Source organism: Variibacter gotjawalensis, assembly GCF_002355335.1.
In the GTDB taxonomy this organism is placed as follows: domain Bacteria; phylum Pseudomonadota; class Alphaproteobacteria; order Rhizobiales; family Xanthobacteraceae; genus Variibacter; species Variibacter gotjawalensis.
Map to the genome: position 1 here is coordinate 2,053,452 of NZ_AP014946.1, position 24,758 is coordinate 2,078,209.

A 24,758-nucleotide genomic window follows, 5' to 3' on the forward strand; every position below is an offset into this window, starting at 1 on the left:
AATCCCGAAGCTTCGTGTGCAGCAACGCGTTTGACTACGGATTTGCCGATTGGAAAGATTCAGCGAGGTCCGTCGCCACACCGCGGATGCAGCCTGCCGCCATCAGCGATCGCCATGATGATCATAATCTCGTTGGGCCTGGGGGCATCGGCAATCGCAACGGTCATCGTATCGAAATGATCGAACGACCAGGGATCATCCTTGTGCGCGAGCGGAACATCGATGCTCACGCCGCAGGCGCCAACTTTGACGTTCGACGGGATCACGTTCTTGCCGCCGCCGACAGCAGAGCGCATCGGCTTTCCGAGCATGGGATGAATACACGCTCCGCCATGCTCGAACTCGCCGTGAGTGCCGACGATTGCCGCCTTGCCATACGATATCGGGCTTTGTGATAGCTGACGTACGACATCAGGCATCAATAGTTCTCCCACTGCCTTTCCGGCTTCGAATAGTTCGGTGAGATCTTCGACGAAGCGGCCGGCAAATGGATTCTCGATAACGGCCAAGCCCACGACGCGAACGATAGGCCGCTCGCCGACTTTAGTTATTTCCGCCGTGACATCTTCACGAAGAATGGCAGTTTTGCGTATGTGCAGCATTGTCGCCCTGTGCTTGTTCAAACGCAGTGAAAAGAACTGCAGACCCACGAGCATCTTGGAGCATTCTGTTGTTACGGTTCAAGTGAGGAAGAGGCTCTAGCTGCAGCTCTGCTGCACGTGTAGGCTGACGACAATCGATCTCGGCAAAAGAAGATCGAGTAGGGAGTGGACGTCGATGCTCAGATTGCTCCTCTTTGTCGGTGCGTTCGTCGTTGCTGTCTTCGGCGCGCCCGCATTCTCTCAGTCATCTTGGCCGGAGCGGAACATAACGCTTGTCGTTCCGTTCGCGGCGGGCGGAAGTTCGGACATCACGGCTCGACTCGTGGCCGAGCGCCTGAGCAAGGAACTCGGCCGAACCATCGTCGTCGAGAACCGGGCAGGGGCTGGAGGGAACATCGGAGCAGCGACCGTCGCCCGCGCCACACCGGATGGCTACACGCTGCTCTTGAGCACGAGCACGATGGCCGTCAACGCAGCCCTCTACAAGAATATGGGCTTCGATCTCAAAGCCGACCTCGTTCCGATCTCGCAGCTGACGACCATACCGAATGTTCTGATTGTTGCGGCGGATTTTCCGGCGAAGTCTCTCGCCGAATTCATCGAGCATACGCGCCGTGCCAAGCCGCAAGTCACTTACGGGTCCGCGGGAGTGGGCACGTCGCAACACATGGCAGCCGAGCTTTTCAAGAAGGCCGCGCAGATCGATTGGGTTCACGTTCCGTACAAGGGAGGCGCGCAAGCCAACAACGATCTTCTGGCCGGACACATTCAGGCGGTGTTCGCGCCGATGGTCGAAATCCTGCCGTTCATCGAGGCAGGGAAAGTTCGGCCGCTGGGGGTCACCACCTTACAGAGGTCACCGCGTCTGCCGAACGTTTCGACTATCGACGAGTCGCTCAAAGGCTTCGAGTTTCAGCTTTGGAACGGGCTTTTCGCACCGAAGGGCACGCCGAACGACATCATCGAGCGGCTCGCGGCCGCAACGCGTGTCGCTCTCGCCGATCCGGCGCTGTCCAGGCAGTTCAACGATCAAGGAACGATCATTATCGGCAGCTCGCCGCGCGAGTTCGCGACGTTCCTCGGGGAGCAGATTGAGCGAATGGGGGCGTTGGTGCGAGACTCCGGCGCGCGCATCGATTGAGTCTCCGTCGCGCATGCAGGACGCTGTCGCGCCAAAAGCTTTTGCTGTCGCGATCAGAGCGCGAAGCGGAGCAAAGTGAGGCCGTGAAATACGGCGGCGCCAGCAGCCGAGATGGAAGCAATCCGATTCCATCTCGACTGCGCTTTGATCGTTTCGATCACGTCGTAGCGGCGACCGCTCGAGTCGTCGTCATAAAGTCCGTGGCCCGGGACATGACCTTTGTCGACGCCTGCCGGCGCGGGAACCCAGATGGTCGCGGAGCGATGCCACGTCACGGCCGCGATGACGGCCAGGATTGCCGAGATGATTGCGAACGTCGTCTGCATAGTAGCCTTCACGTTGCGTGAGTAGAGAGCGGTCGCGCGAGCCCGCATTACTCGATCTGAATCTTGGCTGCGGCGATCACAGGCTCCCAGAGCGCGACTTGGTCTGCGATGAAACGCGACGCGTGCTCCGGTCCGGAATCGATGACCGGCGTGAACGCGATCTTCTGCAACTCCTGCGACATGTCGGCGCTGGACATGATCTCCCGCGCAGCCTTGGCGAGCACGTTCAAACGATCGCCCGGTGTGCCGGGTGGTGCAGAGATGTAGTAGATGATGCGCGTGACGACGTCCAAGCCTGCTTCACGCGCGGTCGGAATCTCCGGTGCGAGCGTTAGTCGGCCGTCGCCGAGAATCGCGATGATTTTCAGATTGCCTTCTCGGTGATGCTGCAGCAAAGGCGGCGGAGTATCGACGATGAAGTCGATGTTGCCGGCGATGACATCTTGGATCGCGGGTGCGCCGCCGCGATAAGGCGCGTGAACGATGTCGAGCCCGCCGGCGCGCATCTTGAGCAATTCACACGACAGATGCGGCACGCCGCCGAGCCCAGAACTACCGTATGTGAGTTTGCCGGGATTGGCGCGAGCCTTGGCGACGAGCTCGGCCAGCGAGTTGACCTTCGCCTTGTTGCTGACGGCGAGAACGAGCGGCGAGATCGTGAGGATGGAAATCGGAGCAAAGCCGGAGACCGGATCAAACGGCCGCGTGCGCCTGGTCAAGGGACCGGTTACGCCGGATGTCGGGCTATGAAAGATCAGCGTGTAACCGTCGGCGGGAGCGCGGCTCACCTCAAGCCCGGCTGTGATGCCGCCGCCGCCGCCGCGATTGTCCACGATCACCGACTGACCGAGGAGCCGGCCGAGGCGGTCAGAGAAAAGTCGGGCGAATGTATCGGCACCTCCGCCGGCCGCAAACGGGACGATCAAGCGAACATTGGCGCTCGGATAGCTCGCTTGAGCAAAGGCAGCACCGCCGACAATTGTGGCGCCGACGCTTGCCAGACCGGCTATCGCCGTTCTTCGGTCTATTTGCATTGCTGTCGGCCTCCCGTTTTTTTGTACTGCCGCGAGCTTGCATCGCTTGGCGGCCTTTGAGCAATGGGCCGGTTCGCAATCATTTAGTGTCTCGTGCGCCGTAACCTGTTGCACGCAATTCCGGTTGAGAAGCGCGCACTCCTACTTGCCAGGCCAGAGAGCCAGCCTTGAGCGTATCGTAGCCAGGCGGCAATCTTGGGGTTGTCAGTCGACGCCCTCGCTAATTAGTGTTCTACCTTCCGTCAGGATTTTCTCGAACATACGCATGACGAGCGCCATCTCGGAGCGGGAAAGTCCGGAGAACAATCGATCGTTGACCGCGCGAAGATCGTCGCTCAGCTGCGCACAAAGCCTATCGCCCTTTGCCGTCAGGCCGAGTTTCCACGCGCGGCCGTCAGAATGATCTGCCGTCTTCATTACAAGATTTCGCCTTACTAGACCCCCGATATCTGTCGTCACATTCGGCTGGGCAATGTGCAAATGGTCCGCAACTTGCCGAAGGCTTGGAGACGGCTCCAGTTTCGAGACTGCGATTAAGACTGCGAGTTCACTAGACTTGAGGCTGTACGTTTTTGCCGTACGGCGCCTTAAATTTTGGAGCATCGACGCTGCGGCGAAAAACTCGGACATGAAGTCGCGAAACGGCCGCTCGTCGCCTCGATCGAGGAGGCCTGTATTCCCCACAGTGCGGGTGGTGCGTGGAGCTCGTTTTCGCTGCGTGTGAGGCATTGAGGAACCGGGATCGGGTTATCAGAAGCGCTCGCATACCACAGAACCGCGATCGCAGCACACACGCGCGCTTACGATTGACTACATATAGTTCATATGTATCCTGGATAATGATATGTAGAGGTTGTCGTGCAATCGCATCAATCAGGCGTGACCGTGGTGCCGAGCACCTGTTGGGAATGCGGTGCAATCTGTGGGTCGCTGTTAACGGTCCAAAACGAACGCGTGACGAAGATCGCGCCAAATCCCGCGCATCCAGCTTCTACCGGGGCTTTCTGCATCAAAGGCATTCGCGGAGCGCGTGAGTGGACCGATCAAGCGGTCCGGCTCCGCTCACCTCTGCGCCGCGTCGGCGATCGCGGTAGTGGGCGCTTCGAGAGAATATCCTGGGACGACGCATTGGACGAGACTGCGGCCGCTCTACGGAAGGTGCGCGCGGCTCACGGCCCTCTCGCCATCGCCGGCGCGGTCAGCGGGGCGTTCTTCAGTCGCGGCCTGTTCATGGCGCTTCTCATGCGCTCGCTAGGATCGCCGAACTGGCTCATAAACCAGGATCTCTGTGGCGGATGCCGTGGGGTGAGCCAGAAGATGACCGGCCTCGACGTCGCAGGTGGCGAAGACATCGACAACGCGAACTGCGTTATGATTGTAGGTCGCAATCCTGCGATTGCGGATCCGCCCCAATGGATGGCCATAAAGCGAGCGAAAGCCAAGGGCGCCAAGATCGTCGTGATCGACCCGTTTCGAAGTCCAGCCGTTGAGATTGCGGATCTCTGGTTGCGGCCGGCGCCTGGGACCGACGGCGCTCTGGCGCTCGCACTTACACATGTGCTTATCGCGGAGGATATGTACAGCCGTGAAGATGTCGAGCACTGGTGTCACGGGTTCGACGCGCTCGCGGAGCGCGTGCGGCCTTGTACTCCCGAATGGGCGCAGCGCGAGACCGGGATCTCAGCAAGCGATATCGTTACGGCGGCGCGAGTTTACGGAGAGGGCCCTTCATGCATCGTGACTGGCCATGGCATCGACGCTGCGAGCAACGGAGTACAAACCTTCCGTGCTTATGAGTGTCTGATTGGGATCAGCGGCAACGTCGATCGCATCGGCGGCAACAGACGGTCAAAGAAACCGCCAGGTTTCAGAACATATTTCGATATCCTCTTCGACTCGGCATTTCGATTGCCGGCAGACGTTGAAGAACAGCGCATCGGCGCAGCGAAATTTCCGCTCTGGTCCGGCCCTCTCGGATTTCAGATGGCGTGTCACAACCCATCGGTGATCGAAGCCATCCTTACAGGCAACCCATATCCGATCAAAGCGCTCTACATGAGCGGCGTCAACATCGCGGTCACTTATCCGGATACGAAGCGAACAATCGATGCTTTGAAGAGCCTAGATCATGTCGTAGTTGCAGCGCACACGATGACGCCGACCGCTGCGTGGGCAGACATCGTCCTGCCGAAGACGACGACTCTGGAAGAAGAGCAAGTTCATATCCATCAAGGCGGTCCATGCGTCACATTCACGGCCGCTGCAGGAAGGCCGAACGGAGACGTCAAGTCTGACATCGAGATCGCGCGGGGACTTATCGAGCGGCTGGCTGCAGACGGCGATGCCGACGAGCGGTTTCTGCCGTGGCGAAGCCAAGCCGAGTTCAACCGCTTCCTGCTCGCCGATAGCGAAGTTGACATCGATCTGCTCAAGAAAACCGGATTCTACACCTTCCCCTTCGAGCAGCGGAATTTTCACAGCAAGCCATTCGCGACACCGACTGGAAAGATCGAGCTCTATTCAGAGACGATGGCATCAGTCGGTCATGATCCTCTGCCGAACTACATTCCGCCTTCATATCGGCACACGACGCCGGACATTCAGGCTATCTATCCGCTGGTGCTACAGACGGGACTGCGTGAGAAGAGTTATCACCATTCTCGTTTTAGAGAACAGGCGTGGGCACGCAAGGTTTCGCCTGATCCGATCGTCTACATCCATCCGAAGACAGCGGAGGACTACGGCATCTCCGACAATGTATGGATCGTCGTAGAAGTTGCGGGCGGCTCTGGGTCCTGCCGTTTGAAGGCAAAGATTACAGACGATACGTTGCCTGGCGTCCTGACGACCGGCGTAGGCTGGTGGCTGCCGGAAGCGCCAGCTCCGCATTTCGGCGCCCGTGATGTGAACATCAATCATGCACTGCCTTACGGATCACGGTGGGATCGCGCCAGCGGTTCTGCAGACACAAGAGGGCTTGCGTGTCGGTTGGAACTTCTGACTGATGCGGCATTGTCAGAACGAGAAGAAACATGAGCGCTCAAGCTCGGAGAGCCCAAATGGACCTTAATGCAATTGCCGACAATCTGCTTCAGGCGCATGAAGCGCGCGCACGGTTCGTTTCATTCGCTGCGGAAAACGGCGTCGATGACATTGCCAAAGCGTATTCGGTGCAGGAGCAACTCGTCGCGCGGCTCACGAAGAGCAACGGCGAATCCGTCGGCTATAAGATCGGTCTGACGTCGCATCAGATGCAGGCCATGTGCGGCATCGCGCAGCCGATTGGTGGGCGCGTGCTGAAACAACGCGTGCATGCGTCCGGTGCAACGGTCGCGAGGGCGGACTTCGGCCGGGTAGGACTCGAGTTCGAAATAGGTCTAAGGCTTGGGCGCGATCTCGACGGGCGCAACAAGTCTTGTTCGGTCGATGAAATTGTCGCCGCGATCGATGGCGTCTGCGCCGCGATCGAACTGGTTGATGATCGCAATGCCGACTACGCAAAGCTGGATGTGCTTTCCTTGATCTGCGACAATTCTTGGAATGCTGGCGCCGTCCTCTCAGACTTTCAGTCCATGCCGTCGTCGTTGCGTGATCTTGAGGGCAAGATTTTTGAGAACGGCACGCTGGTCGATCGCGGAAGCGGCGAAGATGTTCTGGGGGATCCGGTGAATTCGTTAGCGTGGCTGTGCGAGCATCTTGCCGGGCGCGGCAAGCGATTGCGCAAAGGCGAGATTGTCCTCACAGGTAGCCTTGTCAAAACTAGATTCCCACAAGGGCCAACTGCCTATCGATACGATCTGTCGGACATTGGGTCGATCTCGGTCCAGATCACTTGAACGACGTGGCGTTGGCTGAACAATCGGCGCGCAGGGCAGGGGTGACGCTGTACGCATTGCCGGGCGCGTGCTCCCTTGCAAGTCACATCGCGTTGGAATGGGTGGTCGCGGCTGAGCCAGCAATCGAGGATCAGGTTCGCGTCGTCATGATGCCACGCGACACGTTTCCTACGCCGCAATTCCGCGCGAAGGTCGCAGTGCCAACTGTGCCGGCGCTGGAAACGTCAGACGGCGCCATCATCACTGAAAGTCTCGCTGTGTTGCTGCACATCACGGATCGCTTTCCGAAAGCTGAATTAGGCCCTCGTCAAGGCCATTATCGCGATGAACTGCATCGCCTTCTCTCGTTCATGGCATCGACCGCACATCCTTCGTTCCAAATGCTCTGGCGGCCGGAGCGTTTCTCCGATGACCCTGTGGCTCACGCTTCTATCAAGCGACAAGCGGTAACGCGGTTGACGAGAGTTTTCAGTCATCTTGACAGCGCGCTTGGTGATGGCGAATGGCTGCTGGGGTCAAAGCCGTCCGTCGCAGATTTCTATCTCTTCGTCCTTGGCCGCTGGGGTCAGCGGCTTGACGACGCCACGCACAACTATCCGAACTGCTGGCGCGTAACGGAAGCGCTGTCGCGATCCGCCATCGTGCACCGCGTCTTAGCGCGAGAGGGGATCACTTTTTGTGGTCCTGTCGCGGGGCTTGGCTGAAAGCGCCGAGACGTTTGCTGACCTGATTTGCCGGTGCGCCGCACCGGTGATCTCGTTTGAGGATCGACTACTTCCACGAACGAGTACAATCTCCACGGCAACAAGCTGTGGCGCTAAGACCTTCCCACAGTGCATGACCGGAGCTCTTAAGCCGCAATTGCGGACTTGCTCCAGCTACTGTCGTTGAAGCGGCAGCCTGGCTAAGCTGTCGCTTTAGACGTTTGGAAAATATCGATGAGCACCCCCAGCAGAAGCCGCGTCGCGAACCGCAAAACAAAGGAGGCGGAGGTTCCGACTTGGCAATTCCATCCCATTTCGGGCGTCCGAGCGCACCTTGAAGTCGTACAGCAGCTGGCGTTCGCGATTTTGGCCGGGGCCTACGCGCTGGGTGAGCGCTTACCGAACATTGAGGCCCTGTCGCGTTTGATGGGTGTGAGCAAGCCGGTCATCGGCGCGGCGCTTAAGGTTTTGGCCGCCGATGGAACGGTGATTGTCCAGCGAGGCATCAAAGGCGGGCTCACGGTCGGTCGTAACGATGTCTCCGACAAGATTGCAGCGATGACGGCGCCGCTCGCTCATATGACTGCGCTGGAGGTGGTTGAAGCCCGAAGGCCTATCGAGCTTCAAATCGCATTGCTGGCGGCCGAACGCGCAACGGCTTCCGATTTTCAGATTTTGGAGAACTCAATCGTACAGCTCGAGCAGAACCGGTGGAGCAGTCCGCAAGTCCGCATCCGTTACGATCATCTCTTTCACTACGCCCTTGGCCGAGCGGGACGCAACGCCGTGCTAGCACTCTACCAGTACCAGATCCTCGAGCGTCTATTCGTCGACATGAAGTCGTACTTTCTTTCGACCGAAGACGTGGACTTTGTAATTAAGCTGCATCGGCAGACGCTCGATGCGATCCAGTCCGGAAGAGCTGCTCGTATCGAGAACGCGATTGATGAGCACCTGTCGCCGTTGGAGGCTGCCGTCGCGAAGCGCTACGCGTCCCGCCGTCGAAGTCGCAAAGCGAAGCTGACACCGAAACATAAAGACCGTTGACATTTTGACGATAGGCTGGTGGCCTAACGCCGGAGATGATCATGGAGAGCATCAAGGTCAACCGCCACCGTCTTCGCGAGACGTTCGACCAGATATCCGCGATCGGCGCCACGAAACGCGGCGGCGTTCACCGCCTCGCACTGAGCGATGCGGATTGGGAGGCGCGCGACCTGCTCAAGACCTGGTGCGACGAGTCCGGCTATACGTTACGAGTCGACCGCATGGGGAGCATGTTTGCACGGCGCGCGGGAACCGACGCGGGATTGGCTCCGGTCGTGATCGGCAGTCATCTGGACAGTCAACCGATGGCAGGGCGCTTCGACGGTCCAGCCGGAGTGTTGACCGCGCTCGAGGTCTTACGAACGCTTGATGATCACGACGTGGCGACGCGCCATCCGATCGATCTCGTCAACTGGACGAATGAGGAGGGTGCCAGGTTTAGTCCCCCTCTCATGGCCTCTGGTGTCTACGCCGGCATCAAAGAACTCGACTTTGCGCTCGGCTGCACCGACGTATCGGGCGTGTCGGTGAGCACTGAACTCAAGCGGATCGGCTATGCGGGTGCGGAACCTGTTGGCGGTCCTGTCGCAGCCTACATCGAACTGCACATCGAGCAGGGCACAGTACTGCAGGATGCGGGTGCCACGATCGGTGCCGTCTCGGGCGTCGTGGGGATCCGCGACACGATGGTCGAGATCGTTGGCGAGGATACGCATGCGGGCCCGTTGCCGATGGAGCGGCGCCGTGATGCACTTGTTGCGGCTGCTGAGATGATCTTGGCGGCACGCAAGATTGGGTTGGCGCATAAGCCGGACGCTCGGGTCACGATCGGCCGACTGTCCGTTCCGTCGAACTCCCATAGTGTCGTGCCGGGCCGCGTCGAGATGACGCTGGATATCCGCCATCCGGAGCAAGCTGCGATCGATCTGCTGCAAGTGGAACTCGAAGCGAACTTCCGCTTAATTGCAGGCCGAAGCGATGTCGAAGTCACGTTTCGGCCGCTATGGAATTATAAGGCCGTGGCTTTCGATGAGGCCTTACGCTCGGCAATAGCGGACGCTTCGCAAACGCTGGGGTACAAACAGCTCTCGCTGCCCAGTCGCGCGGGGCATGACGCCTGGAACATGGCGCGCATTGCGCCATCCGCGATGATTTTCATCCCATGCCGCGACGGCATCAGCCACAACGAGGCGGAATTCGCATCCGACGAGGACATTGCAGCGGGCGCAGATGTGCTGCTTGCAGCGACGCGCTTTGCCGACGCGAAGTACTAAAACAGCTATTGCCTCGGTACTTCAGTGGCGCATAAGATAAAACATATTGATGTTTTGTGAAGTAGGCGGCTGATGACGATCGTTGAGCCCGGGCAGGGAACGCGTGACCTCGCTAAAAAGCGCGTTCGCCACTTTCTCGCTGATTTCAACAAGCTTGAGAGCGAGTTCCCCTCGATCTATCCGAAGATGATCGTCCGCGGCGACGGTCCTTATGTCGTCGACTCTGACGGCCATAGGATCCTCGACGCTGGCACGCATCTCGGCGCGTGCCAGGTGGGACATAGTCGGCCAGAGATCGCCGATCGTATGGCAGAACAGACGCGCACGCTCGAATTCATCGCTCTCGACGGTGGCGTGTCGCATGGCTACGCCGCTGAGTTAGCAGAGCGCTTGGCCCCGCTCGTGCAGTGTGACGATCCCATTTTCTCGTTCACGGGCAGTGGAAGCGAGTCCAACGAACTCGCCTTCAAGATCGCGCGGCAATATCACGTGCGGCGTGGCGCGCCGAGCCGCACGAAGATCATTTCGCGTCTCGGCTCTTATCATGGCTCGACGATTGCAACGTCGGCTGCCGCCGGCATGGCGGGTTTCAAGACAGACTTTGGCCCGATGCCGGCGGACTTCATTCAAGCGCCGGCGCCTTTTCCAGGAGGCGACGTGCCAGGACGCGATCGCGCCGAATGGTGGCGTCAGTCGCTCGCCGAAACGCAGGCTCTGATCGAGGCGGAAGGGCCGGAAACTATCGCAGCTATCATTGCTGAGCCGATCGCTATTCCGCAGGCCGTGAAAATTCCAACGGCCGAATACTTCACTGGCCTTCGCTCCCTTTGCGACAGCTTCGGCCTGCTGCTCATCATTGACGAGGTCGTCTGTGGCTTTGGCCGTACAGGACGCATGTTTGGCGCGGAACACTTCGGGGTTCGTGGCGACATCGTCAGCTACGCGAAAGGTTTGACCAGCGGCTACGTGCCGATGGGTGCGGTCGCAGTCTCACGGCAGGTTGAGGAAGTCTTCGCCAAGCAACCGCTGCTCCATCTCAACACTTACGCCGGCCATCCGGTCGGATGCGCCGCCGCGATGGCGGCGCTAGACATCATGGAAGACGAGCGCCTCGTTGAAAATGCCGCAACGATGGAAGGTGTGCTGAAGGACGAACTTTCACGGCTGAAGCAGGCCGTCGGGCGAACGCGCGAAATCTCGGTGATCGGGCTTTTGTCCAGCGTTGTCTGCGACATTTCAGATGTGGCGGATCCGGATGCAGCGGTGCGCCGTGTTCGCAAGAATGCTTATGATGCCGGCGTACTCGCCCGGATCGGGCGGGATCGTACCAATCTCAGTGCGCATTTCTATCCTCCGCTGAACGTCACGGCGAATGATGTGACAGCGGGTGTTCACGCGCTAGAGGTCGGCTTGAGATCGATCGACGCATGATCGGCGCAAGGGGAGCAAGACGTGCGAATTGTTGACGTCCGCGAAAGTTCAATTCGGCTCAAGGCCGATATCAAGAACTCAGTCGTCAATTTCGCTGAGCACACGATATCGCTCGTTGCAGTCACCACAGATGTCGTGCGCAATGGGCAACCTGTCGTTGGGATTGCCTTCGACTCGATCGGTCGCTTTGCGCAGTCGGGCCTTTTGCGAGAACGTTTCATCCCACGACTTTTGGCGGCCGCGCCGAGCGACTTACTCACGCCGGATGGGCGTGCTTTCGATACTGCCAAAGCATTCAGCATACTGATGCGGAATGAGAAGCCAGGCGGGCACGGCGATCGAGCGCATGCGGTTGCGGCTATCGAACTTGCGTTATGGGATGCGAACGCAAAACTTAGCGATGAGCCGGCATATGCGACAATCGCGCGAGCGCATGGCGTCACGCCGATAGCTGCGATGCCGGTATATGCAGCCGGGGGCTACTACTATCCCGAGGACAGTCAGGGCAGGCTCCAAGATGAACTCAAGCAATATAGGGATGCCGGATATACGCGTTTCAAGATGAAGATCGGTGGCGCGGCGCTAAGCGAGGACATATCGCGCATCGACGCCGCTTTGCAGATTGTCGGCAACGCTGCTGACCTAGCTGTCGACGCCAACGGCCGTTTCGATATTCCGACGGCCCTCGAGTACGGCAGAGCCATGCGGGACTACGGTCTTCGCTGGTACGAAGAGCCTGGCGATCCGCTTGACTACGATTTGATGCGCGCGTTGGCCGAGGAATATCCGCACGCGCTCGCGACCGGCGAGAACCTTTTCTCCGTGCGCGATGTCGTCAATCTCGTTCGTTTCGGCGGGATGCGTGCCGGACGCGACCTATTCCAGATGGATCCGGGTCTCAGCTACGGCATCGGCGAGTTTGCGCGGATGATTGGTGTGATGGAGCAAGCAGGTTTCTCGCGCGAAGCCTTGCATCCGCACGGCGGCCACATGATCGCACTGCACATAGTCGTCGGCCTGGGGCTCGGTGGCTCCGAGGCCTATCCGGGTGTTTTCTCTCCTTTCGGCGGTTACACGCCGTCTTGTGCGATTTCCGGCGGCATGGTGGCGCCGTCGTCTGCGCCGGGTTTTGGGCTTGAAGAGAAGCCGGACCTCGCACCGCACATCAAGTCGCTGCTCGCGTAAGTGATCTAAGACGCTAGAGCAGTCGAGTTTCGAACTGGCCGGGGAATGCAGCCTCTGCCTGCTTGGAAGTGGTCATTAACGAGGGAGATACCGATGCACGCCGACGTGGGAATGCTGAGCGCCGCTGATAGGCGAACGACGATCCGCCGCGCCATGGGCGCCGGGATAGTAGGCCACTTCGTCGAGTGGTACGACTACGGCGTATACGCCTATGTCGCGACGATCCTCGCCGCCGTATTCTTCAATCAATCGAATCCAACTGCCGCGCTGCTCTCTGTCTTCGCGACATTCGCGATTGCATTCTTTGCAAGGCCGATCGGCGGACTGATCTTCGGCCATCTCGGCGACAAAGTTGGGCGGCAACGCGCACTTGCGGCCGTCATCATTTTGATGTCAGCGTCTACATTCGCGATTGGTGTCCTTCCCACCTACAACCAGGTCGGCGTGTTCGCACCGCTTCTTCTTTTGACTGCCCGCATCTTTCAAGGACTATCAGCCGGCGGCGAGATCGCTAGCGCTTCCTCTTTCATCAATGAGTACGCACCGAACAACCGCCGTGGTTTCTACTCTAGCCTGTTGCCGGCGGCATCAGCATGCGGACTGCTTTTCGGCGCAGGACTCATGGCGACGCTGAACGCAATATACTCTAGCGCCGAAATGACTGCGTGGGGCTGGCGCATCCCCTTCCTAATTGCGTTGCCACTTGGCATCGTTGGCTTCTATGTCCGCACGCGAGTGGAAGATACGCCGGTTTTTCAAGCGCTACTTAAAGAAAAGAAGCACGAAGAGAACCCGCTGAAAGCGAGCATCACGCAGCAATTCCGTTGGATCGCTGTAGCATTTGGCGCGACGCTAACTTACGGCGTCGGATTTTACACGGTGCTCAGTTATCTGCCGTCATATCTGCGCACCGTGTCGAAATTTGACACCGCGACTGTATTCTCGATCACAGCAATCACTCTGATTGCTCACATCACTGCGCTTCCGCTATGGGGTGCATTGTCAGATCGTGTCGGCCGCAAACCAGTCATTCTGTTTGCCAGCGTCGCTCTTGCCGTCGCGACCTATCCGGTGTTCCAAATGATAGCGAGCGCTGGCACCTTGTCGGCGAGTGCGACCGGAAGCGCGATACTCGCTATATTGATAGCCGGAGGCGCCGCACCATTGTTCTCCTACATGGCCGAAATGTTCCCGACTGCGGTACGCTCGAGTTCGATCTCAATCGGTTACAACGCGTCAGTAATGATCTTTGGCGGGACAGCGCCATTCATCGCAACATATCTCATCAGCGCTACGGGAAATCCGGTGTCGCCGAGCTTTTACCTCGTTGCGGCGGCAGCGTGCGCAGCGCTGACATTACTGGTAGCGCCGACTGACAGCGACGCTCATCTCGGCGACTTGAAGTCGAGCTGATCATTGGTCGCACTGGCGACGTTAAGAGTTTTTGAATCAGCGGCCCCCGAAACGGAATAGACTAGCGATGGTCCTTGATCAGGGGCCGCGAGGTCCCTGATCCTCGAAAAAATTTCCCTGTTCCAAATATTGCGTGGTTAGCCAGAAATAGCTTGCCCGCAGCGCTAGCAGGGGCCGTTCAGGTTGACAAACGCCGAAATTTCCGACTTTTCCCTGTTTTTTTCCCTGAAAGCAGGGAATTGTTAGCCAGAGACGCGTTCGAATCTGATGCGTGCTCCACCACGCACTTTTGCAAACCTGAGACTTTCCGAAATTTACGCAAAAAGCCGCGCCAACGCGTACGTTTCGCGCGGCGGGATGAGTCTCTGAGGTGCGTGTAAGCCGGGAAATAGCGAGAACTCGCCGCGGTGTCTCAGGACAGTACCGAAATTTTTCCGGACTCAATTTCATTGATCGGCCGGAGACCGGTTTCGACCTCGTAGAGACCGGTTCTCAAGTCGCAGAACTCTGGGCGGTTGCGCTCACGGCAGATTCGAAGCGTCTGCTTTGCGCCCCATTTCCGCCATTCCACTCGCCAGTTCAGCATCACCGAAGCCGCCGTTCTTAAATGTAAATGGCATCGTAGTCGGCGCAATTCGGGATAGCAGGTTAGTTACAATTCCGAGTCATGGCTTATTCGGACGGGATCCGGTTCTTGAGGTGAGCGGTGGCTGAATCTGATGACTAACTGTTGATCGGTTGAAAATCGGCCCACTCGTCCTGCCGGTGGCAGGCCGCGAAATGATCTTCAGCGCTGATGCGGAGCTCCGGCTCGTCGCTGCGGCAGCGATCGATAACGAAAGGGCAACGCGTGTGGAAACGGCAGCCCGACGGCGGATTGATGGGGCTCGGAACATCGCCCTTGAGGATGATCCGCTCCCGCTTGACGCCGGGCATCGGCACCGGGATCGCCGACAGCAGTGCGCGCGTATAGGGATGACGCGGTGCTCCAAAGATGCTTTTCCGCGTTCCGACTTCGACGATCTTGCCGAGATACATCACGGCGACACGGTGCGTCATATACTCGACGATCGCGAGATCGTGGCTGATGAACAACAGCGCGAGCCCGAGCTTCTGCTGCAGATCCTGCAGCAAATTGACGATCTGCGCTTTGACCGAAACATCGAGCGCGGACACAGCTTCATCGCAAACGATAAGCTCGGGTTCCGCCGCCAGGGCTCGCGCGATCCCGATACGTTGACGCTGTCCACCGGAAAACTCATGCGGAAAGCGGTTTGCGGCATCGCGCGACAAACGCACCGTATCGAGCAATTCGCCGATGCGAGCCTCGACACCGCCAGCCCCCTTCGCAAGACCGAAATTGCGGATCGGTTCGGCAAGAATATCGCGCACCCTCATGCGCGGATTGAGGCTAGAAAACGGATCTTGAAATACAACCTGCACTTTGCGGCGAAAGTCTCGTAGCGACGCTGCCTTCACATCGTCGACACGCTGACCGTCGACGATGATCTGCCCGCTCGTCACATCAAACAGGCGCAGGATTGCGCGGCCGACTGTCGACTTGCCGCAGCCGGACTCGCCGACGAGCGACAACGTCTCGCCGCGCGCAATCCGGAACGAGATGCCATCGACCGCATGCACGACGCCGCGCGATTTTCCGAATAAGCTTGCCTTTAGCGCAAAGTGCTTCTTTAGGTCGTTGACTTCGAGCAGGCTCATGCCGCCACCGCGTCCTTCGGCGCGAAATGGCAAGCCGCGATGTGGTGCGCTGCCTTTTGTTCGAGCGCCGGCGCGACGCGCCGGCAGACATCGGCAACGTTTGGGCAGCGGCTGGCGAACACGCAGCCTTCGATCCGCTGTTTAAGGCTCGGAACGAGACCAGGTATTTCCGCCAACCGGGCCGTATCCTCAGTGAGCGATGAGCCGAGTTTAGGCACCGCCGCGAGAAGACCGCGCGTGTAGGGATGCCGCGGCGAGCGGAACAGCGCACCGACGGGCGCCTCCTCCACCTTCCGGCCCGCATACATCACCATGACGCGGTCGGCGACTTCCGCGACGACACCGAGATCATGCGTGATGAGCAGAATGGCGGCCCCGACACGACGCTTGAGATCGCGCATGAGATCGAGAATCTGAGCCTGGATCGTAACGTCAAGCGCTGTCGTCGGTTCGTCGGCGATCAAAAGCTTTGGCGAACACGCCAGCGCAATGGCCGTCATCACGCGCTGACGCATACCGCCTGATAGCTGATGCGGATACTCGCCGACGCGGCGTTTAGCCTCCGGAATTCCGACGAGATTGAGCATCTCGATTGCGCGCGCGCGCGTCGCGTTCCGATCCAGCCCTTGATGCAACCGCAGCGTCTCGCCGATCTGGCGGCCGACGGTGAGAACCGGATTGAGACTCGTCATCGGCTCTTGGAAGATCATCGAGATATCGTTGCCGCGGATACGGCGCATCTCGCGGTCCGAAAGCTTCAGAAGATCGCGACCTTGAAACAACACCTGTCCAACCACTTTGCCGGGCGGCTCCGGAACGAGGCGCAAGAGCGACATCGACGTCACCGATTTGCCGCAGCCGGACTCGCCGACGATCGCCAGCGTCTCGCCTTCCTCGATTGAAAAGGAAACTCCGTCGACCGCGCGGTTGACGCCGTCCGGCGTACGGAAATGAGCCTGCAGGTTTTTGACGTCGAGGAGCGCCATGCGTCAGACCCGTTTCGCCATGCGCGGATCGAGAGCATCGCGCAGACCGTCACCGAGCAGATTGACGGCAAGTACCGTCACGGAGAGAAACGCGGCCGGGAAGAAGACGATGAACGGCTTCACCTGCCAGAGCGCCCTGCCTTCCGCCATGATGTTCCCCCAGGACGGGATGGTCGGCGGCGTGCCGGCGCCGATGAACGACAAGATCGCTTCGGTGATCATTGCGCTTGCGCAGATATAGGTCGCCTGCACGCTCAACGGCGCCAATGTGTTCGGCAGAATATGGCGCAGGATCACCATCGGCGTGCGCGTTCCAGCCGTGATCGCGCCGTCCACGTAGGGTTGCTCGCGCAGCGACAGCACGACACCGCGCACCAGCCTCGCGACGCGCGGCACCTCGGCGACCGTGATCGCCAAGATGACGTTGCCGACGCTACCGCGCGTCAAAGCCATCAGCGCGATCGCGAGCAGGATCGGCGGGATCGACATCACACCGTCCATGATCCGCATGATCAGACCGTCGGCAATCCGCACGAATCCGGATACCAGACCGATCGCTAGCCCGATGATCGATGCGAAGAAAGCAACTGCAAATCCGACGACCAGCGAAACGCGCGCCCCGTAAACGACGCGCGAATAGATGTCGCGGCCGAGCATGTCGGTGCCGAACCAATTCTGCGCCGACGGCACGCGCGTTCGTCGCGTCGTCGCCAACGCGGTCGGATCGACCGTCCACAGATACGGAGCGAAGACAGCCAGCAGAATGAGCACGAAAATCAGAAATCCGCCGATCGCAATCGTCGGATGATGCCGGACAAAGCCCCAAGCCCCGCGCCGCGACTTGATAGCCGGAAGCACATCCGGCATCGGCGCAGCGACCGGATAACGTTCGGCGACATCGCTCAATAGCGGATCCTCGGATCGAGAAACGTGTAGGCGATATCGATCAGCAGATTGACGATGACGTAAATGAAGCTGAAGAACAGCACCACGCCCTGGATGACGGGATAATCGCGCCGCAGGATCGCATCGACGGTGAGACGTCCAAGACCCGGGATCGCAAACACGCTCTCGGTTACGACAGCGCCACCGATCAGGAGCGCAATGCCGATGCCGATCACGGTCACGATTGGCACTGCTGCGTTCTTCAAGGCATGCAGGAAGAGGATGGACCGTTGTCCCAGTCCTTTGGCACGCGCCGTGCGCACATAGTCTTGTTGCAAGACTTCCAGCATCGTCGCGCGCGTGATGCGAGCGATCAGCGCGATATAGACGCAGCCGAGCGCGATGGATGGCAGAATGAGATTGTCGAGCCACGCCCAGAAGCCACGTGCGATCGGGGTATAGCCCTGCACTGGGAACCAGCCGAATTCCAGTGCGAATACGTAAGCCAGCAGATAGCCAACGACAAACACCGGCACAGAAAACCCGAACACCGCGAAAGCCATGATGAGGCGATCGAGGAACGTGCCGGCTTTCCAAGCTGCAATGACCCCCATCGGCACCGCAATCATGATCGACATGATGAGCGTCACGATCATAAGCGAAATGGTCGGCTCAAGGCGCTGCCCGATCAACTGCGAAACCGGCAATCCCGTGAAGATGGATTTGCCGAGATTGCCCTGCATGAGCTGCCACACCCATTCGCCGAAGCGGATGAGGAAGGGCCGATCGAGCCCGAGGCTTTGCCGGATGCGTTCGATATCCTGGGGCGTCGCTTGATCGCCCGCGATCACCGCAGCCGGATCGCCCGGCGCAACATAAAGCAAACTGAAGACGAACAGCGCGACGAACCCCATCACGGGGATCGTCGCGGCTATTCGGCGGAGAATGTAACTCAGCATGGCGAACTGTTGATGTGCCGCAATGGATCGCTCACGCCGATTTCGAGACCCCCCAAAACCATGGCAACGGCCCCTTTGTGATGCCCGACACGTTCTTGCGCCATGCTTGGTAGCCTAAGAAAAATCCGGTCGGCGCATATACGACGTGATCGAGCGCTGCCTTGTTGAGCCGCGCCATAACGACCTTTTCTTCGTCGAGCGTCTTGGCGTCGAACCAGTTCGACACCTCCTTCTCGACTTCTTCGCTATTGGGCCAGCCGAACCATGCTTTGTCGCCGTTCGCGCGTACCGCGTTGTAGGGTGCGGGGCTGATGCAGTCGGCGCCCGCGTGCCAGGTATGGAACATGCTCCAACCGCCTTGGCCCGGCGGCGACTTTTGTGCACGCCGCTGACCGGTCGTGCCCCAGTCTGTCGCGACGAAATCGACATTCATGCCGAGCCGTTTAAGCAATTCTGCGGTGACGTCACCCTGTGCCTTCGTGATCGGCTGATCCTGCGCAACGATGCAAGTGACTGGCTGACCTGAGTACGAACTCTCCGACAAGAGCTTCTTTGCTGCCGCCAGATTCTTCATCTTCAAAATCTCGCCGCCGGATTCGGTGTACAGCGGTGTGTCCGGGGTGAAGAAGCCAGGTAGCGGCTTCCACAATGCGTTGTCGTCACCGACCAGCGCCCGCATGTATTCTTCTTGGTCGAGCGCCATCAGCACGGCGCGACGCACCTTTACGTCATTGAACGGCGGATGCAGATGATTCATCCGGAACGAACCGATATTGCCGAGGCTGTCCGCAATATCGACCGAGATGTTCCGGTTCTTCTTGAGCACCGGCACAAGATCGGAGATCGGATTTTCCCACCAATCGACTTCGCCATTCTGTAGCGCAGATGAAGCCGTCGCCGGATCCGGCATCACGATCCATTCGATGCGGTCGATCAACATGTTCTTGCCGCCCGCCAACCAGGATGCGGGCTCTTGCCGCGGCACGTAATCGGTGAACTTCTCGAACACCGCCTTAGCGCCTGGCACCCATTCACCCTTGGCGAATTTCATCGGCCCGCTGCCGATATATTCGTCGATCTGCTTGAATGGGTCCGTCTTGGCAATCCGCTCCGGCATGATAAAGGCGATCGGCGTGTTGTTCTTGCCAAGCGCGAGCAGCATTTTGGGATACGGCTTTTTCAGCAACCATTTGACCGTGCGATCGTCCACCGCGGTGAGTTCGTTTTGGATCGCGATGATCATTTGGCCCATCGGATCGCGGACTGCCCATCGCGCAAGGCTGGCGACGACGTCTTTCGCCAACACAGGCGTGCCGTCGTGGAATTTCAGGTTTGGCCGCAGCTTGAAAGTCCAGGTCAGCCCGTCGCTGGAGACCTCGGCCGACTCCGCCATCTGCGGTTTCGGTTCGAGATTGGAATCGAAGCCGTACAGCGTGTCCCACACCATCGCGGCTGCGTTGCGGACGACGTATTGCGTTCCCCAGATCGGATCGAAGTTCGCGAGGTTAGCCTGCGGGACGAAGCGCAGCGTCTTGGCAGCCGCGCCTTGCGATATGGCGGGCCTCGAGAGGCCGCCGCTCGCCGCCATGGCGCCGAGCCCGGCAGCCCCTTTCAAGAGCATCCTGCGATCCATCAGACGTCTCCGTTTTTTGATTGTTCAATCGATGGGTAAGCAACGCCTCTTTATTGGGCGCTCCGCGGCGTGGACGAGGAGCCAAACCCGAACGCTAGGCCCGACTGCTCGTGTCAGCAAGCCCTATGCCAGCGGTTGCATCATTCCGGAGGCGAGGTTGTCCGCGGGCTCACGGCTTGCATAATTGCCGCTACCGCCACCGGAGCGCGACGGCATGACCCACGATCTCATTCTCAAAGGCGGCCACGTCATCGATCCTTCGCAAGGGCATGACGGCGTGCTCGATGTCGCCTTCACGGACGGCAAGGTTTCGGGCTTCGGCAAGAGCTTGACCGGCGCCAAGGAAATACGAGACGTTAGCGGAACCATAGTCTCGCCCGGCCTCATCGATCTGCACACGCACGTCTATTGGGGCGGCACCTCTCTTGGCATCGACGCGGACGAATTCTGCCGGCTGTCTGGCGTCACGACTTCTGTCGACACCGGCAGCGCCGGCCCCGGCAATTGGGCCGGCTTCCGCAAGCATGTCATCGAGCCAAGCCAGGCGCGTATTCTCGCCTACCTCCACGTCTCTCATGCCGGCATCTTCGGTTTCGACCACCGCGTCATGGTCGGCGAGAGCGGCGATTTGCGCCTGATGAACCCGATCGACGCCGTGAAGGTGGCGGATGAAAACCGCGACTACATCGTCGGCATTAAGGTGCGGGTCGGCCTGCACGCGTCCGGTGCCTCAGGCACTGTGCCGTTGAACATCGCGCTGCAAGTGGCCGACGAGGTCGGTATGCCGCTGATGTGCCACATCGACCATCCTCCGCCATCGTACGAGGAAGTCCTCGATATGCTGCGGCCGGGCGACGTGCTGACTCACGCCTTCCGTCCCTTCCCGAATGCGCCGATCACGGCACAAGGCAAAGTCAAACCGGAGGTGCAAGCAGCACGGAAACGCGGCGTGATATTCGATATCGGTCACGGCAAAGGGTCGTTTGCCTTCAAGACCGCGCGCGCGATGCTCGCCAATGGATTCGAACCGGACACGATCTCATCCGATGTTCATAAGCTCTGCATCGACGGCCCGGCCTTCGATCAAGTCACGACGATGTCGAAGTTCCTTTGCCTCGGCATGAACCTGAAGAACGTGATCGCTGCCTCGACCGTAAATGCCGCAACAGCTTTGAAGCGACCCGAATACGGTTCGCTCAAGATCGGCTCTCTCGGAGACGCCACGATCCTTTCGGTGCGAGAGGGCAAATTCGACTACGTCGATGTTACGGGCGAGCACCTAGCCGGAGACAAGAAGATTGTATCAGAGGGTGTGGTGCTCAAAGGAAAATGGTGGCACCCAAAGCGCTCAAAAAAGTTTGCAACCTTGAGTGCCTGAAAATTGACTCTGGATTATGCCTATATCTCTTCACGTAAATGGACGCAGTCCAGATTGGCATGGCGCCGCGCGTATTGCAGATACCAGCAAACGTGCATCGGGGTCGAACAGCGGGACGCCGCGCCCTTGCGCCCACTCGGCCTGGAACCTTGCATCCACGGCAACAGTGCGCGCATGCCGATCGGCCGAGGGGATTAGGTTCAAGCCAGTCTGCGGCCGCCAAGACCGCGTCATCGCGCCAATCCTGTCCATGCCGTGGAGCATTCCCTGGACGTCGGGAACGAAGTGGTCGGACATCAAAATAGAGCACGCGAGGCAGCTTAGCATGATCACCTAGCCGCAAGGTTCATAGCAAACCAGCAGCTTTTGCGATTAGTCCACCGATCGTAGAGAGTGCAGTGGCGGTGCCAGCAGTCTTCGAGGCGAGAGCTTCTAGCTTTGTAAATGCAGTGACCGCCGTGCTCAATTTGCGGCGAGATCAGTTAGGAAGCTGCCGATCCGCTTCCGGCCCCCAATGCGGAAACCTGGGTAGTCCCTGCGATCCGCGCCGTTGCTCGTCTAAAAAAGTACTCGACGACAAGGAAGTTGGCGAGGTCCGCTGATTTCCAACGCGCGGTCTCTGAGGCTAGCGGGTTGAGTAGGTAGACCATAGCCGTCTCATATAGCGACATACCAAGACCGTATTGGCCCGCCGAGAGTGCGTCTGTCACACCTATGGAAACACGAATTCCGGAGACAAGACCAATGACCCTTACGGCACTCGCGTGGCTAGGCATGATGGCTTACGCCTTCCACATCCTCGAAGAATACATGCTCGACTGGCGCGACTGGGCGCGCAACGAACTCAAGCTCCCGGTCGAATGGAACGATTTTTACGTGACCAACGGAATCGTGGTCGCGCTCGGGATCGCGCAGGCCATGTTGGCTGCTGAGCTGCCGCTCGCCGCGCTCGGCTTCGCCGGCCTGATGCTGATCAACGGGATCTTGATGCACATCGTGCCGTTTGCTCGCACGGGCCGCTTCTCGCCGGGCGTCTTCACGGCGGTAGTAATGTTCCTGCCGCTCGGCACTGCGACATTCTGGACCGCGCTTTCGAATAATCTCGTTTCGCCGGCCGTGGCGGTTCTTGGGCTGGCACTCGGCGGTCTCACGCTCGCGTTCCCGATCGTGATGCTGAACATCAAGACGAAGCCGTTTTTCCGCCAAGCCTGAGCCCCGAGCAGGAATGCCCGCAATGCCCCAACTGATCTACCGCGCCGTCTCCGCTTGCGGCGCTCTCGGTTACGGCTTCCCGAAGGAGTCGTTTGACGAGGCTCTCAATGGCCGCGTCGACGCGATCGTCGCGGACGGCGGGTCGATGGATGCCGGCCCGTCCTATCTCGGCGCTGGCACGCAGTATTTCGAACGTGATGCCGTGCGCGCCGATTACTATCGCATGGTCGAGGCCAGCGAACGTCTTGCCTGCCCGGTCATTATCGGCAACAGCGGAATGGCGGGCGGCGCGCGCAACCTCGCCTGGATGGTTGATGTCGCGAAGGATGTCTTCGCCGAACTCGGCGTGCAAGCGAAGACCGCTGTGATTGCATCAGATATCGATAGTGGGATCGTGCTCGACGAGTTTCATCGCGATGCGTTGCTGCCGATCGGCCGCGGTCTTGTTCTGGAAGAAAACGCAATCGCCGACAGCATCATCGTCGGCCAGATGGGTGTGCATCCGCTGATCAGCGCTCTCGACAGCGGTGCGCAATACGTGATCGCTGGCCGCGCCTGCGACGTCGCGCTCTTTGCCGCCGATATGATCAGGCGAGGCATCGCGCCAGGGCTCGCCTATCATGTCGGCTATGTTCTGGCGTGCGGTGCGCTTGCATGCGAGCCGGGCTCGCCGTCCGACTGTCTCGTCGCGGAAGTTTACGATGACGGTTCGGCGATCTTCATTGCGCCGAACGCCGATCGGCGGTGTACGCCGTTGTCCATCGCGGCGCATTCGCTCTACGAAGAGAGCCATCCGCTGCTGCAGTTTTATCCCGAAGGCATCCTGGCTTTAGAGAAGACCGACTATTTCTCCAGTGGGCCGCGCCAGGCCGGCATCCGCAACAGCCATCTGGTGCACGCCGGAAAGCCGTGGCCGTGGAGCATCAAGCTCGACGGCGCGCGCCGTGTCGGCGACGGTCCGTCCAAAAGATGTGCGTGGACGCTGCATCACCTTCTGCAGAACGAAGACATCATCAAGAGGCGATTGTTTCCGATCACGGTCTACGACGCCGCGGGCGATAACTGGACAGTCGTCGACATCCGGCAGCCGCGATACTTCGATGTCGGCGACAAGAACTATGACGGCAGCGTCGACGAGCGCACGCTCACGCAGATCTCGGATGTTGCGCCGAACCGCCCGTGCGTCGGAAAGCAACGGCTGTCCGATTTGGTGGCCGACGTCCGCAGCAGAGACGCGGGCGTCAACCGCGTCACTCTCGACATCATGTTTTCGTCCGGGGAGAGCTACGAGGCTGCGCTGTATTCCAACCTCTTCTCCGCCGAAAGTATCGCGGCGCTTCTTGACCTCGACCCCGAGCAGGTTGTGGGTGCGTACTTCGTCGACAGCTGCAACGCGATCAAGATCACGATCGAGCGACCTGTCATCTCGCAGGATTTTAGTGACGCTTTCGCGGCGTATCTTGTGGCAGCGATCAAAAACCTGAATGTTCCGATCTACGCTTCGGCGCTCGCCCGCGCCTCGTCGTTCTAGGAGTGCCGGAATGTATGTCGCGATCGTACTTCTGCTCACGGTGATCTTGCCCCTCGCGAGCATCGCGATCCAGTTCGGGAGCGCCGATCTCATCGTCTTGGTCGGCAAATGGTTCACGTTCTGGGGGGTCGGCATTCGGTTGCTGCTCGCAAGCGCGACGCAAATGATCAAGCCGCAGACCACGCTCGGCATTCTCGGGATCGAAGCGCCGAACGCAAGCGTCGTCGTGCGCGAACTCGGTTTCGCGAACTTTGCGCTCGGGGCGATCGCGACGGCTTCGTTGATCGCGCCAGCGTGGCTGCTTCCAGCCGCTTGCGCGGCCGGCCTATTCCTTGTCCTCTGCGGCATCCAGCACGCGATGGTGCGGCATCGCGGCACGCGCGAGAATGTCGCGATGGCGACCGACCTCATCGTTGGAGCGGCGGCGCTGCTGTTCGCCGCCGTCCAACTCGTGCGCTGAGC

The 24,758-nt window shown here is 59.4% G+C and carries 22 protein-coding genes and 1 pseudogene; 13 read left to right on the forward strand and 10 right to left on the reverse strand.

All coding sequences use genetic code 11. The annotated features are described in order from the left end of the window. Positions 1 to 59 precede the first annotated feature (59 nt). Positions 60 to 656: an amino acid synthesis family protein gene (locus tag GJW30_RS09980; protein ID WP_197703785.1), complete on the reverse strand. Its 597-nt coding sequence runs from the start codon at positions 654 to 656 to the stop codon at positions 60 to 62. 121 nt (positions 657 to 777) lie between these two features. Here GJW30_RS09980 and GJW30_RS09985 point away from each other — a divergent pair, with 121 nt between their 5' ends. Continuing rightward, positions 778 to 1,743, forward strand: coding sequence for a Bug family tripartite tricarboxylate transporter substrate binding protein (locus tag GJW30_RS09985; protein WP_096354858.1), 966 nt, complete (start codon positions 778 to 780; stop codon positions 1,741 to 1,743). Positions 1,744 to 1,796: 53 nt separating this feature from the next. Here GJW30_RS09985 and GJW30_RS09990 read toward each other — a convergent pair whose 3' ends face one another. The 4 genes and pseudogenes from GJW30_RS09990 to GJW30_RS23275 all read right to left on the reverse strand — a co-directional run. After that, the gene (locus GJW30_RS09990; protein ID WP_130364875.1) at positions 1,797 to 2,069 is read right to left on the reverse strand and encodes a hypothetical protein; all 273 of its coding nucleotides are present in this window, start codon (positions 2,067 to 2,069) and stop codon (positions 1,797 to 1,799) included. A gap of 47 nt (positions 2,070 to 2,116) precedes the next feature. Beyond that, entirely contained in the window at positions 2,117 to 3,103 is a 987-nt protein-coding gene (locus GJW30_RS09995; RefSeq protein WP_096354864.1) for a Bug family tripartite tricarboxylate transporter substrate binding protein, read from the reverse strand. Between the two features lie 204 nt (positions 3,104 to 3,307). Beyond that, positions 3,308 to 3,520 (reverse strand): helix-turn-helix domain-containing protein, encoded by a 213-nt coding sequence (locus tag GJW30_RS22635; RefSeq protein ID WP_130364877.1) that lies wholly within the window; start codon positions 3,518 to 3,520, stop codon positions 3,308 to 3,310. Continuing rightward, a pseudogene (locus GJW30_RS23275) lies at positions 3,521 to 3,832 on the reverse strand (hypothetical protein); the annotation flags it as partial. A gap of 159 nt (positions 3,833 to 3,991) precedes the next feature. On the opposite strand from GJW30_RS23275, the gene GJW30_RS10005 reads away from it, so the two are divergent. The 8 genes from GJW30_RS10005 (at position 3,992) to GJW30_RS10040 (ending at position 13,993) form a co-directional block, all read left to right on the forward strand. Continuing rightward, the gene (locus tag GJW30_RS10005; RefSeq protein ID WP_430727126.1) at positions 3,992 to 6,139 is read left to right on the forward strand and encodes a molybdopterin-containing oxidoreductase family protein; all 2,148 of its coding nucleotides are present in this window, start codon (positions 3,992 to 3,994) and stop codon (positions 6,137 to 6,139) included. Between the two features lie 23 nt (positions 6,140 to 6,162). Then, positions 6,163 to 6,939: a 2-keto-4-pentenoate hydratase gene (locus tag GJW30_RS10010; protein WP_157746724.1), complete on the forward strand. Its 777-nt coding sequence runs from the start codon at positions 6,163 to 6,165 to the stop codon at positions 6,937 to 6,939. 5 nt (positions 6,940 to 6,944) lie between these two features. Next, on the forward strand, positions 6,945 to 7,643 hold the full coding sequence (locus tag GJW30_RS10015; RefSeq protein WP_245408744.1) for a glutathione S-transferase family protein: 699 nt from the start codon (positions 6,945 to 6,947) through the stop codon (positions 7,641 to 7,643). Between the two features lie 234 nt (positions 7,644 to 7,877). Continuing rightward, complete coding sequence (locus GJW30_RS10020; RefSeq protein WP_096354879.1) at positions 7,878 to 8,690, forward strand: FadR/GntR family transcriptional regulator; 813 nt, start codon at positions 7,878 to 7,880, stop codon at positions 8,688 to 8,690. A 41-nt stretch (positions 8,691 to 8,731) separates the two neighbouring features. Next, positions 8,732 to 9,964 carry a M20 family metallo-hydrolase gene (locus GJW30_RS10025; protein WP_096358764.1) on the forward strand — a complete coding sequence of 411 codons (1,233 nt, stop codon included), beginning with the start codon at positions 8,732 to 8,734 and terminating at the stop codon, positions 9,962 to 9,964. Between the two features lie 72 nt (positions 9,965 to 10,036). Then, positions 10,037 to 11,395, forward strand: coding sequence for an aminotransferase family protein (locus tag GJW30_RS10030; RefSeq protein WP_096354882.1), 1,359 nt, complete (start codon positions 10,037 to 10,039; stop codon positions 11,393 to 11,395). Positions 11,396 to 11,851: 456 nt separating this feature from the next. Further along, entirely contained in the window at positions 11,852 to 12,580 is a 729-nt protein-coding gene (locus tag GJW30_RS23010; protein WP_245408718.1) for an enolase C-terminal domain-like protein, read from the forward strand. Positions 12,581 to 12,673: 93 nt separating this feature from the next. Continuing rightward, complete coding sequence (locus tag GJW30_RS10040; RefSeq protein WP_096354888.1) at positions 12,674 to 13,993, forward strand: MFS transporter; 1,320 nt, start codon at positions 12,674 to 12,676, stop codon at positions 13,991 to 13,993. Positions 13,994 to 14,716: 723 nt separating this feature from the next. On the opposite strand, the gene GJW30_RS10045 is transcribed toward GJW30_RS10040, so the two are convergent. Genes GJW30_RS10045 through GJW30_RS10065 form a run of 5 tightly spaced genes read right to left on the reverse strand, consistent with a single transcriptional unit; the run spans position 14,717 to position 20,175 of the window. After that, on the reverse strand, positions 14,717 to 15,712 hold the full coding sequence (locus tag GJW30_RS10045) for an ABC transporter ATP-binding protein (protein WP_096354890.1): 996 nt from the start codon (positions 15,710 to 15,712) through the stop codon (positions 14,717 to 14,719). Then, complete coding sequence (locus tag GJW30_RS10050; protein ID WP_096354892.1) at positions 15,709 to 16,698, reverse strand: ABC transporter ATP-binding protein; 990 nt, start codon at positions 16,696 to 16,698, stop codon at positions 15,709 to 15,711. The genes GJW30_RS10045 and GJW30_RS10050 overlap by 4 nt, the downstream gene beginning before the upstream one ends. A gap of 3 nt (positions 16,699 to 16,701) precedes the next feature. Next, entirely contained in the window at positions 16,702 to 17,565 is an 864-nt protein-coding gene (locus tag GJW30_RS10055) for an ABC transporter permease (protein WP_096358765.1), read from the reverse strand. A gap of 35 nt (positions 17,566 to 17,600) precedes the next feature. Then, positions 17,601 to 18,542: an ABC transporter permease gene (locus GJW30_RS10060; RefSeq protein WP_096354894.1), complete on the reverse strand. Its 942-nt coding sequence runs from the start codon at positions 18,540 to 18,542 to the stop codon at positions 17,601 to 17,603. Positions 18,543 to 18,573: 31 nt separating this feature from the next. Then, positions 18,574 to 20,175 carry an ABC transporter substrate-binding protein gene (locus GJW30_RS10065; protein ID WP_096354897.1) on the reverse strand — a complete coding sequence of 534 codons (1,602 nt, stop codon included), beginning with the start codon at positions 20,173 to 20,175 and terminating at the stop codon, positions 18,574 to 18,576. 214 nt (positions 20,176 to 20,389) lie between these two features. Between GJW30_RS10065 and GJW30_RS10070 the strand changes: the two genes are divergently transcribed. The 4 genes from GJW30_RS10070 (at position 20,390) to GJW30_RS10090 (ending at position 24,756) form a co-directional block, all read left to right on the forward strand. Then, positions 20,390 to 21,553, forward strand: a complete 1,164-nt coding sequence (locus GJW30_RS10070) for an amidohydrolase/deacetylase family metallohydrolase (protein ID WP_096354899.1) — start codon at positions 20,390 to 20,392, stop codon at positions 21,551 to 21,553. Between the two features lie 744 nt (positions 21,554 to 22,297). Further along, on the forward strand, positions 22,298 to 22,765 hold the full coding sequence (locus GJW30_RS10080) for an HXXEE domain-containing protein (RefSeq protein WP_096354903.1): 468 nt from the start codon (positions 22,298 to 22,300) through the stop codon (positions 22,763 to 22,765). A 22-nt stretch (positions 22,766 to 22,787) separates the two neighbouring features. Continuing rightward, a complete protein-coding gene (locus GJW30_RS10085; RefSeq protein ID WP_096354905.1) occupies positions 22,788 to 24,296 on the forward strand; it encodes a DUF4387 family protein in 1,509 nt (502 codons plus the stop codon). 10 nt (positions 24,297 to 24,306) lie between these two features. Beyond that, the gene (locus tag GJW30_RS10090) at positions 24,307 to 24,756 is read left to right on the forward strand and encodes a hypothetical protein (RefSeq protein WP_096354907.1); all 450 of its coding nucleotides are present in this window, start codon (positions 24,307 to 24,309) and stop codon (positions 24,754 to 24,756) included. Positions 24,757 to 24,758 lie beyond the last annotated feature (2 nt).

Bases quoted from the DNA above. Each gene is read 5' to 3' on its own strand.
- GJW30_RS10030 (WP_096354882.1), top strand. From the start codon at position 10,037: ATGACGATCGTTGAGCCCGGGCAGGGAACGCGTGACCTCGCTAAAAAG.
- GJW30_RS09995 (WP_096354864.1), bottom strand. From the start codon at position 3,103: ATGCAAATAGACCGAAGAACGGCGATAGCCGGTCTGGCAAGCGTCGGC.
- GJW30_RS09980 (WP_197703785.1), bottom strand. From the start codon at position 656: ATGCTCGTGGGTCTGCAGTTCTTTTCACTGCGTTTGAACAAGCACAGG.
- GJW30_RS23010 (WP_245408718.1), top strand. From the start codon at position 11,852: ATGCCGGTATATGCAGCCGGGGGCTACTACTATCCCGAGGACAGTCAG.
- GJW30_RS22635 (WP_130364877.1), bottom strand. From the start codon at position 3,520: ATGAAGACGGCAGATCATTCTGACGGCCGCGCGTGGAAACTCGGCCTG.
- GJW30_RS10020 (WP_096354879.1), top strand. From the start codon at position 7,878: ATGAGCACCCCCAGCAGAAGCCGCGTCGCGAACCGCAAAACAAAGGAG.
- GJW30_RS10010 (WP_157746724.1), top strand. From the start codon at position 6,163: ATGGACCTTAATGCAATTGCCGACAATCTGCTTCAGGCGCATGAAGCG.
- GJW30_RS10025 (WP_096358764.1), top strand. From the start codon at position 8,732: ATGGAGAGCATCAAGGTCAACCGCCACCGTCTTCGCGAGACGTTCGAC.
- GJW30_RS10085 (WP_096354905.1), top strand. From the start codon at position 22,788: ATGCCCCAACTGATCTACCGCGCCGTCTCCGCTTGCGGCGCTCTCGGT.
- GJW30_RS10055 (WP_096358765.1), bottom strand. From the start codon at position 17,565: ATGCCGGATGTGCTTCCGGCTATCAAGTCGCGGCGCGGGGCTTGGGGC.
- GJW30_RS10065 (WP_096354897.1), bottom strand. From the start codon at position 20,175: ATGGATCGCAGGATGCTCTTGAAAGGGGCTGCCGGGCTCGGCGCCATG.
- GJW30_RS09985 (WP_096354858.1), top strand. From the start codon at position 778: ATGCTCAGATTGCTCCTCTTTGTCGGTGCGTTCGTCGTTGCTGTCTTC.
- GJW30_RS10070 (WP_096354899.1), top strand. From the start codon at position 20,390: ATGACCCACGATCTCATTCTCAAAGGCGGCCACGTCATCGATCCTTCG.
- GJW30_RS10080 (WP_096354903.1), top strand. From the start codon at position 22,298: ATGACCCTTACGGCACTCGCGTGGCTAGGCATGATGGCTTACGCCTTC.
- GJW30_RS10090 (WP_096354907.1), top strand. From the start codon at position 24,307: ATGTATGTCGCGATCGTACTTCTGCTCACGGTGATCTTGCCCCTCGCG.
- GJW30_RS10045 (WP_096354890.1), bottom strand. From the start codon at position 15,712: ATGAGCCTGCTCGAAGTCAACGACCTAAAGAAGCACTTTGCGCTAAAG.
- GJW30_RS10050 (WP_096354892.1), bottom strand. From the start codon at position 16,698: ATGGCGCTCCTCGACGTCAAAAACCTGCAGGCTCATTTCCGTACGCCG.
- GJW30_RS10040 (WP_096354888.1), top strand. From the start codon at position 12,674: ATGCACGCCGACGTGGGAATGCTGAGCGCCGCTGATAGGCGAACGACG.
- GJW30_RS10060 (WP_096354894.1), bottom strand. From the start codon at position 18,542: ATGCTGAGTTACATTCTCCGCCGAATAGCCGCGACGATCCCCGTGATG.
- GJW30_RS09990 (WP_130364875.1), bottom strand. From the start codon at position 2,069: ATGCAGACGACGTTCGCAATCATCTCGGCAATCCTGGCCGTCATCGCG.